The sequence below is a fragment of the Ornithinimicrobium cryptoxanthini genome, from assembly GCF_023923205.1.
Classification (GTDB): domain Bacteria; phylum Actinomycetota; class Actinomycetes; order Actinomycetales; family Dermatophilaceae; genus Ornithinicoccus; species Ornithinicoccus cryptoxanthini.
Genome location: NZ_CP099490.1, coordinates 3,301,701 through 3,314,655 on the forward strand (window position 1 = coordinate 3,301,701; position 12,955 = coordinate 3,314,655).

12 protein-coding genes are annotated in these 12,955 nt (G+C 68.9%); 3 read left to right on the forward strand and 9 right to left on the reverse strand.

What is annotated here, in order from left to right:
* Window positions 1-4: 4 nt before the first annotated feature.
* The 3 genes from NF557_RS15170 to uxaC are packed head-to-tail and all read right to left on the reverse strand — an operon-like array spanning window position 5 to window position 3,335.
* Window positions 5-529, reverse strand: a complete 525-nt coding sequence (locus tag NF557_RS15170) for a gluconokinase (RefSeq protein ID WP_252620478.1) — start codon at window positions 527-529, stop codon at window positions 5-7.
* Window positions 526-1,911: a mannitol dehydrogenase family protein gene (locus NF557_RS15175; protein WP_252620480.1), complete on the reverse strand. Its 1,386-nt coding sequence runs from the start codon at window positions 1,909-1,911 to the stop codon at window positions 526-528. Before NF557_RS15175 ends, NF557_RS15170 begins: the two co-directional genes overlap by 4 nt.
* Window positions 1,908-3,335, reverse strand: coding sequence for a glucuronate isomerase (gene uxaC / locus NF557_RS15180; RefSeq protein ID WP_252620482.1), 1,428 nt, complete (start codon window positions 3,333-3,335; stop codon window positions 1,908-1,910). Before uxaC ends, NF557_RS15175 begins: the two co-directional genes overlap by 4 nt.
* A gap of 137 nt (window positions 3,336-3,472) precedes the next feature.
* On the opposite strand from uxaC, the gene gndA reads away from it, so the two are divergent.
* Genes gndA through larB form a run of 3 tightly spaced genes read left to right on the forward strand, consistent with a single transcriptional unit; the run spans window position 3,473 to window position 6,569 of the window.
* Window positions 3,473-4,897 carry an NADP-dependent phosphogluconate dehydrogenase gene (gndA, locus tag NF557_RS15185; protein ID WP_252620484.1) on the forward strand — a complete coding sequence of 475 codons (1,425 nt, stop codon included), beginning with the start codon at window positions 3,473-3,475 and terminating at the stop codon, window positions 4,895-4,897.
* Window positions 4,898-5,860: an ATP-dependent sacrificial sulfur transferase LarE gene (larE, locus tag NF557_RS15190; protein ID WP_256855703.1), complete on the forward strand. Its 963-nt coding sequence runs from the start codon at window positions 4,898-4,900 to the stop codon at window positions 5,858-5,860. It abuts the gene before it with no gap.
* Entirely contained in the window at window positions 5,853-6,569 is a 717-nt protein-coding gene (larB, locus tag NF557_RS15195) for a nickel pincer cofactor biosynthesis protein LarB (RefSeq protein WP_252620485.1), read from the forward strand. Before larE ends, larB begins: the two co-directional genes overlap by 8 nt.
* Window positions 6,570-6,665: 96 nt before the next feature.
* Here the strand turns inward: larB and NF557_RS15200 are convergent, their stop codons facing one another.
* The 6 genes from NF557_RS15200 to ilvN all read right to left on the reverse strand — a co-directional run bounded on the left by NF557_RS15200 (window position 6,666) and on the right by ilvN (window position 12,894).
* On the reverse strand, window positions 6,666-7,976 hold the full coding sequence (locus NF557_RS15200; RefSeq protein WP_252620487.1) for a TRAP transporter large permease: 1,311 nt from the start codon (window positions 7,974-7,976) through the stop codon (window positions 6,666-6,668).
* Window positions 7,977-7,979: 3 nt separating this feature from the next.
* Window positions 7,980-8,486 carry a TRAP transporter small permease gene (locus tag NF557_RS15205; RefSeq protein WP_252620489.1) on the reverse strand — a complete coding sequence of 169 codons (507 nt, stop codon included), beginning with the start codon at window positions 8,484-8,486 and terminating at the stop codon, window positions 7,980-7,982.
* A 1-nt stretch (window position 8,487) separates the two neighbouring features.
* Entirely contained in the window at window positions 8,488-9,411 is a 924-nt protein-coding gene (locus NF557_RS15210) for a TRAP transporter substrate-binding protein (RefSeq protein ID WP_252620491.1), read from the reverse strand.
* Window positions 9,412-9,664: 253 nt separating this feature from the next.
* Window positions 9,665-11,383 (reverse strand): dihydroxy-acid dehydratase, encoded by a 1,719-nt coding sequence (gene ilvD / locus NF557_RS15215; protein WP_252620493.1) that lies wholly within the window; start codon window positions 11,381-11,383, stop codon window positions 9,665-9,667.
* The gene (gene ilvC / locus NF557_RS15220) at window positions 11,380-12,498 is read right to left on the reverse strand and encodes a ketol-acid reductoisomerase (protein WP_342454491.1); all 1,119 of its coding nucleotides are present in this window, start codon (window positions 12,496-12,498) and stop codon (window positions 11,380-11,382) included. Before ilvC ends, ilvD begins: the two co-directional genes overlap by 4 nt.
* 75 nt (window positions 12,499-12,573) lie before the next feature.
* Complete coding sequence (gene ilvN / locus NF557_RS15225) at window positions 12,574-12,894, reverse strand: acetolactate synthase small subunit (RefSeq protein ID WP_252620496.1); 321 nt, start codon at window positions 12,892-12,894, stop codon at window positions 12,574-12,576.
* Window positions 12,895-12,955: the final 61 nt, after the last annotated feature.

The following is a 12,955-nucleotide window of genomic DNA, read 5'->3' on the forward strand; positions in this document are numbered from 1 at the left end:
CAACCTAGTCCTGGGGGCCGCAGGATTCCAGAGGGCCGCGCCCCATCCAGTCCACCGCGGCGTCCACCAGCTCCTCGGGACTGAGCGCCAGGTCCAGCGCCACGCCGAGCTCGTCCTCCTGCAGCTCCTCGAGGATCGCGAACTGGGAGGTGAGCAGGCTCGGCGGCATGAAGTGGTCGCGCGCCCGCATCCGGGCCTCGATCAGCTCGGCGGGGCCGTGCAGGTGGATGAAGGCCACCTCGGTCCGCCCGGACAGCAGGTCGCGGTAGGAGCGCATCAGGGCGGAGCACGCCAGCACCGTCGAGTGCCCCTGTCGTCCCTGCTCGGCCATCCACTCGGCCAGCGCGAGGAGCCAGGGACGCCGGTCGGCGTCTGTCAGGGGGATGCCGGCGCGCATCTTGTCGATGTTGGCAGGCGGGTGGAAGGAGTCGGCGTCGGCGAAGGTCCACCCGACACGCTCGGCCACCAGGGCGGCGATCGTGCTCTTGCCGGACCCCGAGACTCCCATCACCACCACGTGCCGGCTCATGACGATCCTGCTGCCTCAAACTCGGCAACCTGACTCAGCACCTGCTCGACCAGCGCCTCCGCCGGATCACTGATGCCCATCCAGTCGAGCACGGTCCGCACCGCCTCGGCGGGCTCGGCAGCAGCCACCTCTGCCACCCGGTCCTGCTGGGCGTCGGTCACCGGTGCGCCGTGCCCGTGCAGGTGCGCGATCCACGCGGCGACCGGGCGGGTGGCGCCGACCGGTGAGCGTCCGGCAGCCACCTCTGCCGCGAGCGCCGGGCCAAACCGGATCGGGACCTTCTGCGAGCCGTCCGCGGCGATCTGCGCGAGCAGGTGCCGGATCCGCGGGTTGGAGAACCGCTCCACCAGCGCCTGCCGATAGGCGACGACCTCGTCCGCGTCGACCTCGAGGTGAGCCGCGGCCACGTCCCACCACTGCTCCACCCAGCCGCGCACCGTGTCGTCGCCGATCGCGGACGACACGGTCTCGTGCCCCAGGATCGAGGCGCCATAGGCCATCAGCGAGTGCGAGCCGTTGAGCAGCCACAGCTTGCGCTGCTCGTGTTTGCTGACGTCGTCGACGAACTGGGCACCGGGCCACTCGGGCCGTCCTCGGGGGAACTCCCCTGCGAGCACCCACTCGGCAAAAGGTTCGGTGACCACGACCTGCGGGTCGTCGACCTGCAGCAGCTCGCCCACGGTGTCGCGGTCCTCGTCGGTGCCGCGTGGGGTGATTCGGTCGACCATCGTGGTCACGACGGTGACGTTGGCCTCGATCCAGTCGAGCAGCGTGGGGTCGACCTCGGTGGCCAGGTCGCCCACGACGCGGGCGACCATCGCGCCGTTGTCGGGCACGTTGTCGCATGGCACCAGCGCGATCGGCCCGGCGTTTGCCGCGCGACGGGCCAGAAGACCGGCCACCAGGCGGCCCGGCGTCGTGCTCACCGAGTCGCTCTCGGGGTCGGCCCGCAGCGCCTCGATGTCGGCGCTCACGTCGGGGTCGGCCAGGTCCAGCCCCCCGTCGGTGGCCCGGCGATAACCCGCCTCGGTGACGGTGCTGGTGACCAGCGCCAGGTCTGGTGAGGCGAAGTAGGAGCGCAGCGCGGCCACATCGTCGCCCGGGTGCACCTCGCTCAGCGAGCTGACCACCTCGGGGCGATCCCCGTCGGGCTCGCGCACGAGCAGGGTGTAGATGCCGTCCTGGGCCGCGAGGTCGTCTGCGATCCCGGCGGAACGACCGGTGAAGGCGGCATACCCCCAGTCCGCTGCGTCCTGCGAGTGCTCGGTGAACCACGCCTGATGGGCACGGAAGAAGTTGCCGAGGCCCAGGTGGACCATCCGCACCGGCGCGACCGGCCGTCCGTGGTCCTGGCGGCTCAGCCGACCCTGCTGGTCACTCATGACGCGCTGCCTCTGGAGAGGTTGAACGCCGCGGACGGGATCGTGGTGACCAGGTCGGTGGCGATCTGGTGCGCGTCCTCCTCACGCAGCCGGTGGTCAGCCACGAGTCTGGCCAGGAAGCCGCTGTCCAGCCGCCGTGACATGTCGTGCCGGGCCGGGATGGAGCAGAAGGCCCGGGTGTCGTCGATGAAGCCGGAGGTGCGATAGAAGCCGATGGTGTCGGTGACTGCGGAGCGATAGCGACCGATCGCCTCCGGTGCGTCGAGGAACCACCAGGGCGCCCCGGCATACACACTCGGATAGAAGCCGGCCAGTGGCGCGATCTCGCGGCTGAAGACCGTCTCGTCGAGGGTGAACAGGATGAGCCGGAACTGCTCGACGGTGCCGAACCGGCTGAGCAGGGGCTGCAACCCGCGGGTGAACTCCATCTGGATCGGGATGTCGTGACCGGTGTCGGGCCCGTGGGCCTCCAGCGTGGGCTCGTGGTGGTTGCGGTAGGACCCCGGGTGCAGCGTCATGACCAGGCCGTCCTCGGTCGCCATCCGCGCCATCTCGACCAGCATGTGCCGGCGCAGCGCGGTGGTCTCCTCCTCGGTGGCCGTGCCGGCCAGCGCCCCGTCATAGATCCGGGAGGCCTCCGACTCCTCAAGGGTGAGGGTCACGACATCGGCATGGCTGTGGTCGCTGGAGACGGCGCCGTGCTCGACGAAGTAGCGGCGGCGGTTCTCCAGCGCCCGGACGTAGCCGGCATACGACCCGGTGTCCTCGCCCGAGACCTCGGCGAGGCGGGCGACCAGGTCAGCGAAGTCGGTCCGGCCCGGCTCGAGGTACTTGTCCGGGCGGAAGGTGGGCAGCACCCGACGGTCGAACGTGTCGTCCGCGGCGAGCGCCGCGTGGTGCCTCAGGTCGTCACACGGGTCGTCGGTGGTGGCCAGCACCGAGATGTCGAACTGGTCCATCAGCGCACGGGGGCGAAAGTTGTCGCCCGCGATGACCTCGGCGATCCGGTCATAGCTGGCGTCCGCGGTCTTCGCAGAGAGCGTCTGGGTGAAGCCGAAGATCCCGACCAGCTCGTCCTCGAGCCAGTAGCGCACCGGTGTGCCGAGGAAGAGATGCCAGTGCTCGCACAGGTGCGCCCAGGCCCGGCGCGCGCCCGCCTCGTCCAGCTCGGCGCCGCCCACCCCGAGCTCGGCGAGCGGCACCCCGGCGGCGTGCAGCATTCGGAAGATGTAATGGTCCGGGCTCAGCAGCAACGAGGTCGGGTCCTTGAATGGGGTGTCCTGCGCCAGCCACTCCGGCGGCACGTGGCCGTGGGGGCTGATGATCGGCAGGCCCTGCACCGAGCCGTAGAGCTCCCTGGCGATCTGTCTCGTGCCGGGGTCAGCGGGAAGCAGGCGGTCCGGATGCAGCGCTGAGGTGACCATGGACCCCATCCAACCCGGTCTGTCGACAACGGTCCAGTGGTGGGGTCGCGGCACGACTCGTCAGGCCCTGCTCTTGTGAACGTCCGCCGGGTTGGGGAGAGTAGGGCCACGTGCAGGACCGACTCACAGGAGAAGACATGGTCGCAGCAACAGCTCAGGTCGGGGTGATCGGTCTGGCGGTGATGGGCAGCAACCTCGCCCGCAACTTTGCCTCTCGGGGGCACACGGTCGCGGTCTACAACCGCACCGTGGCCAAGACCGAGACGTTCAGCGCTGACTTCGGAGCGCACGGCACCTTCGTGGCCGCGCCCACGCTGGAGGAGTTCGTGGCCGCCCTGGAGCGGCCGCGCAAGGTGATCATCATGGTCCAGGCCGGCCTGGGCACCGATGCCGTGATCGAGCAGCTGATCCCGCTGCTCGAGAAGGACGACATCGTCGTGGACGGCGGCAACGCGCACTACGAGGACACTCGCCGGCGGGAGGCTGCGCTGCGCGAGGTCGGTCTGCACTTCGTGGGGGCGGGCATCTCCGGTGGCGAGGAGGGTGCCCTCAAGGGACCGAGCATCATGCCCGGTGGCAGCCCCGAGTCGTATGCCGCGCTCGGCCCGTTGCTGGAGGACATCTCCGCCAAGGTCGACGGGGAGCCGTGCTGCGCCTACATGGGCACCGACGGCGCCGGCCACTTCGTCAAGATGGTGCACAACGGCATCGAGTATGCCGACATGCAGTTCATCGCCGAGGCTTACGACGTCCTCACCGCGGCCGGGATGACCGCCCGGGAGGTCTCGGATGTCTTCCGCGAGTGGAACACCGGCGACCTGGACTCCTATCTGATCGAGATCACCTCGGAGGTGCTCGACCAGGAGGTGGACGGCAGACCGCTCGTCGAGGTGATCATGGACCAGGCCGAGCAGAAGGGGACCGGCCGCTGGACCGTGCAGATCGCCCTCGAACTCGGGGTGCCGGTCAACACGATCGCCGAGTCCGTCTTTGCCCGCTCCACCTCCGGCCACACGGCCCTGCGCGAGGCCTCCCAGGGGCTGACCGGCCCGGACCGCACGATCAGCGTCGACGACCGGGCGGCTCTCGTCGACGCGGTGCGCGCCGCGCTGTGGAGCTCCAAGGTGGTGGCCTACGCCCAAGGGTTGGACCAGATCCGCACCGCCAGTGAGACCTACGGCTGGGACGTCAACATCTCCGAGGTGGCCCGCATCTGGCGCGGCGGCTGCATCATCCGGGCCAAGCTGCTCGAGCGGATCCGGCAGGAGTATGCCGGCGCGAACCTGGCCACGCTGCTGGCCGCGCCGAGCGTGGCGGCCGAGCTGGGCAACTCCCAGGACGCGTGGCGGCACGTCGTCGCGGTGGCGACGGAGGCCGGGGTGCCCGTGCCCGGCTTCTCCGCCGCGTTGGCCTACTACGACACGGTCCGCTCGCCGCGGCTGCCCGCCTCCCTGGTGCAGGGGCTGCGCGACTTCTTCGGAGCGCACACCTATCAGCGCATCGACAAGCCGGGCACCTTCCACACGCTGTGGTCCGGTGACCGGAGCGAGGTGGAGATCTGAGTGGCCGCCACCCATCGCCTCCTTCCCGTGGTCGCGGTCTCCCAGGCGGGGGCGCCGCCGACACCGCCTGCCAACCTCCTCACCGCAGACCGGGTCCTCCAGATCGCCGAGCGGGTCGACGCCCACCAGGACGTCTCGCCCGAGATCGCTGCCCTGATCGAGCAGGTGACCGTCCACCTGCCCGCTGAGGGCAGGTTGGGCGTGGCCTACTCCGGCGGCGTCGACTCCACCACCCTGCTGGCCGTCGCTGTCCGGGAGCTGGGCGCGGACCGGACTGTCGGCATACTCGGGGTCTCTCCCAGCCTGGCCACCGCCGAGCGCGCAGCCGCCCACGACGTCGCCAGCCAGATCGGGGTCGGCGTCGTCGAGGTGCCCACGGACGAGGGGTCCTCGCAGGCCTATCGCGCGAACGGGCCCGACCGCTGTTTCCACTGCAAGGACGAGCTGTTCACCCGGATCGGTGACGACGTCGCCGCGGCGCACGGGCTCACCGCGATCAGCTATGGCGAGAACGCCGACGACGCGATCCGGCCCGATCGTCCGGGTGCCCGGGCGGCGACCGAGCACCTGGTGCTCCGTCCGCTGGCCGACGCGGGGCTGACCAAGGCCGACGTGCGTGCGGTGGCGGCGGCCCTGGGCCTGCCCAACGCGGACAAGCCGGCGGCCCCCTGCCTGGCCTCGCGGATCCCGCACTTCAAGGAGGTCACCCCCGAGAAGCTGACCCAGATCGACCGGGCCGAGGCGGCCGTGCGCGCCCTGGGCTTCTCGGACTGTCGGGTGCGCCACCATGACGACGTCGCACGGCTGGAGCTGACCGACCACGAGCTGGCCCGCGCGGCCGACCCGCAGGTGCGGGCCGCCCTGGTCGAGGGCGTGCGCGCCGCCGGCTTCCGGTTTGTGGCACTGGACCTGGTCGGCATCCAGTCCGGCGCCTTCACGATGCCTCTGGTCACCCGTGACTGACTTCCCCCACACACAGAGCGCGCCGGGTGGCAGTCTCGAGGGGATCGCGGAGTTCGACTTTGACCGGGCCGCGCGACGCGGCTATCCCGAGGCGGTGCTCTGCGAGGGCAAGACGATGGAGCACCTGGTCGCGATCGCCCGGGCAGTCGGTGAGCGGGGCAGCACCAACGGTCACCAGCCCCTGGGCACGATCCTGTTCACCCGGGCGTCCGCCACCCAGGCGGAGGCCGTCTGCCGGGAGCTGCCCGACGCGGTCCACGACCCGGTGGCCCGGATCATCGCCTGGCCGGGACCAGTGCCGGAACCCAGCGGAGGCACCGTCCTGGTGCTCTGCGCCGGGACTGCCGACATCCCGGTCGCGAGAGAGGCACTGCTCACCGCCCAGCACCTCGGCAGGCCGGCCGAGCTGGTCGTCGACGTCGGCGTCGCCGGACTGCACCGCATCCTGGCCCGCGTCGACCAGATCGCTGCCGCCTCTGCCATCGTCGTGGTGGCCGGCATGGACGGCGCCCTGGCCAGCGTGGTCGCCGGTCTGGCGTCAGCACCGGTGATCGGCGTGCCCACCTCAGTCGGTTATGGGGCGGCACTGGATGGTCTGGCCCCGCTGCTCTCGATGCTCAATGCGTGCGCTCCAGGGGTCGCCGTGGTCAACATCGACAACGGCTATGGCGCCGGGCACCTCGCAGCGCAGATCGCCGCCGGAGGCTGACCCGAGGCAGGTGAGCGCCCGGCATACGGCATCTGACACCGAAGGGTCGCTGTGGGCTTGCTAGCCCGCAACGACCCTCCGGTTCGAAGGACGAGGTCAGTCAGACAACAGGCCCAGCGCGTCCGGCAGCCACATCGACAGGGGTGAGATGTAGGTGACGAGCAGCAGGCCGACCGCCAGTGCGAGCAGGAACCAGAGCAGTTTGGCGACGACCGGTTCGATGCCCATCCCGGCGACCCGGGCGCCGACGAACAGCACGTTGCCCACGGGCGGGGTGATCACGCCGATGGAGAGGGCGTAGACGATCACCGTGCCGAAGTGGACCGGATCCATGTCGAACGTCGTGACGATCGGCAGGAAGATCGGCGTGAAGATCAGGATCGCCGGCGTCGGGTCCATGAACGTGCCGACCATGAGCAGGACCACCAGCATCATGAACAGGATGATCTGCGGGCTGTCGGAGATCCCCAGCATGAACTCGGAGACAGCGTTGGGGATGTGCGAGAACGACATCACGAACGATAGGGCCGTCGAGACACCGACCAGCAGCATGATGATCGCCGTGGTCCGAGCGGCGTCCAGCAGCGCCTTCGGCAGGTCCGACCACTTGATGGTCCGATAGATGAAGCCCAGCACCAGGCAGTAGACGACCGCGATGGCCGAGGACTCGGTGGCGGTGAAGAAGCCCGCCACGATGCCACCGACCACGATGATGATCATCAGCAGCGAGGGGACCGCCCGCCAGATCACCAGCAGTCCCTCCTTGAAGGTCACGTGCTGGGATGCCTGCGGCGTGCTGAACCGGCGGTAGGTCAGCATCACCACGATGATGCAGGCCAGGGCCCAGATCAGGCCGGGGATCACCCCGGCCATGAACAGGGCGCTGACCGAGGCCCCGCTGACCAGGGAGTAGACGATGAAGGTGTTGCTCGGCGGGATCAGCATGCCGGCCGGGGCGGAGGCCACGTTGACAGCTGCCGACCACTTGGGGTCGTAGCCGTCCTCCTTCATGCGCGGCGTCATCACCGTGCCGATGGCGGCGGCGGCTGCCACCGCGGCACCACTGACCGCTCCGAACATCGCGTTGGCCACGACGTTGGTGTTGGCCAGGCTGGCCGGCGTCTTGCCTACCAGGACCTTGGCAGCGTCGATGAGCCGCCCGGCGATGCCGCCGGTGTTCATCAGCACTCCGGCGAGCACGAAGAACGGGATCGCCAACAGGGTGAAGCTGTTGATGCCGGTGAACAACCGCTGGCTGGAGACCAGCGCGGCCTTCTCGAAGTCGAGCAGCACGATCGCTGCGAAGAAGGAGCCGAGCCCGATGCTGACCGCGATCGGGACCGAGAAGACGATGCCGAGGGCGATCGTCGCGACGAGGATGATGGCAGCTAGCGCAATGGGATCCATGGGTCACACCACCTGGGGGTTCTCGTCGTGAGCGATGGCTTCCTCGGTGTTCCGCAGGACGGCCTGAAGGTGATAAAGCGCATAGAAGGTGATAATCACCCCGACGATCGGCATCGCGAGATACATCACCCCGACCTGGGTGGGCAGGGCACTGAGCGACTGGTTCCAGGCACCGTTCGCGGCGCGGAGCCCGCCATAGACCAGCACCGCCAGCGCAAACAGGATGATGCTGAGCTGGACCACGATGGCGACCACCTTCTGGGCGCCGGTAGCGAACTTGGTGACCACGAAGTCGACCGCGATGTGACCGCGCTCGGAGAAGACCAGGGCGGTGGCGAAGAGCCCCACCCACACGAAGGTGTAGCGGGCCAGCTCCTCCGTCCAGGCGCTCGGGCTGTTGAGGACCTGGCGGCTGAACACCTGCCAGACCACGACCAGCACGAGCAGTGCGAACAGGACGACCGAGGCAAACTTCAGCACCTGGTCCAGTCCCCGTTTGATGGGTTCCATGTCAGCCCTCCTGCTCCGGCGCGGCGGCGCGGATCTTGTCATAGAGCTCTCGTTGCACAGGAGTGGTCAGGAACTCGTCGGCCAGGGGCGCCAGAGCATCCTTCACCTCCTGCTGATCCAGCTCCAGGTAGGTGGCTCCACCGGCCTTGGTGGCCTCGATGGCCTCGTCCGTGGCCGCACCCCACAGCGTGGTGTGGTCCTGGTAGGTGTTGATCCACTCGTCCTCGAGGAGCTGCCGGTCGGCCGGGTCCAGCCTCTCGAGCATCTCCGTGCTGGCCACCATGTAGTCGAGGCCGACGAGGTGGTTGGTGTTCGTGAAGAAGGGTGCGACCTCGTAGTGGTTCTGCGTGTAGTAGGAGACCTCGTTGTTCTCTGCTCCGTCGAGGACACCGGACTGCAGCGCGGTGTAGACCTCACCGAAGGCCATCGGGGTGGGCGAGCCACCCAGCGCCCGGATCATGGCGAGGTTGAGCTCACTCTCCTGGACGCGGATCTTCACCCCGTCCAGGTCCGCCAGTGAGGAGATCTCGTTCTTGACGTAGACGTGTCGCGACCCCTGGGTGAAGCCGCCCATCACCGTCAGATCGTTGCTGTCCTCCAGCGAGGTGTAGAGCTCGCCGACGATCTCGGGGTCGTGCACCACGGGCATCTGGTGCTCGACCGAGTCGAAGACGCCCGGCATGTTGAGCACCAGGAAGTCTTCGCTCAGGTTCTCCATCTGGGACCCGGAGATGATGCCGAGGTCGATGATGTTGTCGCTGAGCAACTGCAGCACCTCAGCCTGTGCGCCGAGGGTCTCGTTGGGGAAGATGTCCAGGCGCAGGCGCCCGTCGGTCTGCTCCTCGAGCCGGTCGCTGTAGTTCGCCAACGCGATGTAGGAAGGGTGGGTCTCCGTCTGGTTCAGCGCCACCCGGAGGATGGTCACATCGCCACTCCCGCCGTCGCTACAGGCGGTGAGTCCGAACCCGACCGCCAATACCGACACTAGCGATACGATCCGCTTTCTCATGAGCGTCCTTCCGTCCCAGGGACTGCTTGCGGGTCACCCTAGGGCAGCGCCGTCGCCGGGTCTATAGGACTGGCCCGACAACCTCGTTTCGGTGCGCCCGCGGCCGGGGGTGGTGGGGCACCCCCGACCGCCGCGACGGCCGGCTCTGCACCGGGCAGAGCCCACCGCGTCAGCAGGTGACGGCGCCCTCGGAGGCGGACCCGACCAGCTTGACGTATTTGGCGAGCACGCCACGGGCGGCCCGGTCCGGCGGAGGCGGCGGAGTCCACACGCCGCGACGCTGGGTGAGTATGTCGGCGCTCACCTCGACGTCCAGGGTCCCCTGCGCAACGTCCAGGACGATGGGGTCACCGTCCTCGACCAGGGCGATCGGACCGCCCTCGGTGGCCTCGGGTGCGATGTGCCCTACACACAGCCCGGTGGTGCCGCCGGAGAAGCGGCCGTCGGTGACCAGCAGCACGTCCTTGCCCAGGCCAGCCCCCTTGATGGCGCCGGTGATCGCGAGCATCTCGCGCATCCCGGGGCCGCCCTTGGGGCCCTCGTAGCGGATGACCACGACGTCACCCGCCGAGATCGTGCCGTTCTCCAGAGCGTCCATCGCCGCACGCTCCCCGTCAAAGACGCGCGCGGTCCCGCGGAACACCTCGGAGTCGAAGCCGGCGGACTTCACCACCGCGCCACCGGGAGCCAACGACCCCTGCAGGATCGTGAGGCCGCCCGTCTTGTGGATCGGGTTCTCCAGCGCGCGGAGCACCGTGCCGTCCAGATCCGGCGGGGGCACGTCCGCGAGGTTCTCGGCGACCGTGCGACCTGTCACCGTGAGGCAGTCACCGTGCAGCAGGCCCGCGTCGAGCAGCGCCTTCATGACCACCGGGATGCCGCCCACCCGGTCGACATCGACCATCACGTGCTGCCCGAAAGGCTTGACGTCGGCCAGGTGCGGCACCCTGGCGCCGATGCGGCGGAAGTCGTCGAGGGTCAGCTCGACATCGGCTTCGTGGGCGATCGCCAGCAGGTGCAGCACCGCGTTGGTCGACCCGCCAAAGGCCATCACGACCGCGATGGCGTTCTCGAAGGCCTCTTTGGTCATGATCTGCCGTGCCGTGATGCCCTGACGGAGCATCCCCACCACGGCCCGTCCCGAGGCCCGGGCGATCCCGTCGCGGCGCCGGTCGGTGGCCGGTGGGGCCGCCGATCCGGGCAACGCCATGCCCATCGCCTCGGCGACGGCGGCCATCGTGTTGGCGGTGTAGAACCCGCCGCAGGCACCCTCACCCGGGCAGATCGCCCGTTCGATCGCGTCGACGTCCTCGCGGGACATCAGCCCGGCCGAGCACGCCCCGACGGCCTCGAAGGCGTCGATGATGGTGACCTCGCGGGTCGACCCGTCGGAGAGCTTCGCCTGCCCGGGAAGGATCGTGCCGGCATACACAAAAGCAGCGGCCAGATCCAGCCTCGCGGCAGCCATCAGCATCGCCGGCAGCGACTTGTCACAGCCAGCCAGCAGCACGGAGCCGTCCAGCCGCTCGGCCGACATGACGGTCTCGACCGAGTCGGCGATCACCTCGCGGGAGACGAGGGAGTAGTGCATGCCCTCGTGCCCCATCGAGATGCCGTCGGAGACAGAGATGGTCGCGAACTCCAGCGGGTAGCCGCCGGCCTCGTGCACCCCGTCCTTGGCGGCCTTGGCCAACCGGTCGAGCGAGAGGTTGCACGGGGTGATCTCGTTCCACGACGAGGCGACCCCGACCTGGGGCTTGGCGAAGTCATCGTCGCCGAGCCCGACCGCCCGGAGCATGCCGCGTGCCGCGGTCTTCTCCAGCCCGTCGGTGACGTCGCGCGACCGAGGTTTGGGGTCGATCGCGGACTGGCTGTCTGTGCTGGTCACCTGGTTGCAGTCCCCTCGACATAGTCGGAGTCGTGGCTCTTGACCCAGGACATCATCCCGCGCAGCTCACGACCGACCTCCTCGATGGGGTGGGTCTCGCCCTCGGCACGCAGCTTCTTGAACTCCGGTGCCCCGGCGTCCTGGTCGGCAATGAACCGGGCCGCGAAGCTGCCGTTGCGCACGTCCTCGAGCACGGCCTGCATGTTCTGCTTGACCTTGTCGTCGATGACGCGCGGGCCGGAGACGTAGTCGCCGTACTCCGCGGTGTCCGACACCGACCAGCGCTGCTTGGCGATGCCGCCCTCATACATCAGGTCGACGATCAGCTTGAGCTCGTGCAGGCACTCGAAGTAGGCGACCTCGGGCTGGTAGCCAGCCTCGGTCAGGGTCTCGAAGCCCTTCATGATGAGCTCGCTGACGCCACCGCAGAGGACGGCCTGCTCACCGAACAGGTCGGTCTCGGTCTCCTCGGTGAAGGTGGTCTTGATGCCGCCCGCGCGCAGCCCACCGATGGCCGCGGCATAGGACAGCGCCAGGTCCCACGCGTGCCCGCTGGCGTCCTGCTCCACGGCGACTAGGACCGGCACACCCCGCCCGTCGACATACTCCCGGCGCACCAGGTGACCGGGACCCTTCGGAGCGACCATGCACACGTCCACCCCGGCCGGCGGCGTGATGTAGTCGAACCGGATGTTGAAGCCGTGGCTGAAGAAGAGCGCGTCACCCTCCTCCAGGTGCGGCTCGACGGCCTCGGCATAGAGCTTGCGCTGGGTGTGGTCCGGCGTGAGGATCATGATCACGTCGGCCTCCTGCGCGGCCTGCGTCGGGGTCACCACGCGCAGCCCCTCCGCCTCGGCCTTGGCGCGCGAGCGCGAGGTCTCGGGCAGCCCGACGCGCACGTCCACCCCGGAGTCCCGCAGCGACAGCGCGTGCGCGTGCCCCTGGCTGCCGTAGCCGATGACCGCGACCGATCGGTCCTGGATCAGGGACAGGTCGGCATCGGCGTCGTAGTACATCTTGGCCATCAGAAGTCGTTCTCCTTTTCCCCAATTTTTGGGGAGGTTTCGTAGGTGGCTCACGCATTTTTGCAGGGGTTTCGTGGGTGGCTCACGCATTTTTGCAGGGGTTTCGTAGGTGGCTCCCCCATTCTTGGGGAGGTTTCGTCGCAGGCTCGCGAGACCTTGGGGAGGTTAGGCCCAGGCTGCTGCCATCGCGCCGACCGGGCGCGGGCCGTGGTCGTTGATCGCCCACAGCTGGTCGCGGATCGCGGTCGAGTCCGACAGCTCCTCGATGTGGATGACCTCGATGAGCTTGTCCAGCTGGTTGGTGACCTTGTGCAGCTGGTCCTCGCCGACGTTGATGATGATCGTCATCCGGGAGACCTTGGGGTCCTCGGTGGGGCCGACGACCAGGTGGTCGATGTTGAAGCTGCGGCGGGCGAACAGGACCGAGACCCGGGCCAGGACGCCGGGGTTGTTCTCGACCAGGACAGAGAGTGCGTGGCGGCTCATGTTGTGCTCCTTGTAGGTGCTGCGGTGCGCGGTGGTCGCGCGGTGTGGGTGCCCCTGTGGG

Excerpts from the sequence above, each read along its gene's own strand:
- NF557_RS15170 (WP_252620478.1), bottom strand. The coding sequence starts at position 529 with ATGAGCCGGCACGTGGTGGTGATGGGAGTCTCGGGGTCCGGCAAGAGC.
- NF557_RS15175 (WP_252620480.1), bottom strand. The coding sequence starts at position 1,911 with ATGAGTGACCAGCAGGGTCGGCTGAGCCGCCAGGACCACGGACGGCCG.
- uxaC (WP_252620482.1), bottom strand. The coding sequence starts at position 3,335 with ATGGTCACCTCAGCGCTGCATCCGGACCGCCTGCTTCCCGCTGACCCC.
- gndA (WP_252620484.1), top strand. The coding sequence starts at position 3,473 with ATGGTCGCAGCAACAGCTCAGGTCGGGGTGATCGGTCTGGCGGTGATG.
- NF557_RS15200 (WP_252620487.1), bottom strand. The coding sequence starts at position 7,976 with ATGGATCCCATTGCGCTAGCTGCCATCATCCTCGTCGCGACGATCGCC.
- NF557_RS15205 (WP_252620489.1), bottom strand. The coding sequence starts at position 8,486 with ATGGAACCCATCAAACGGGGACTGGACCAGGTGCTGAAGTTTGCCTCG.
- ilvC (WP_342454491.1), bottom strand. The coding sequence starts at position 12,498 with ATGCGTGAGCCACCCACGAAACCCCTGCAAAAATGCGTGAGCCACCTA.
- ilvN (WP_252620496.1), bottom strand. The coding sequence starts at position 12,894 with ATGAGCCGCCACGCACTCTCTGTCCTGGTCGAGAACAACCCCGGCGTC.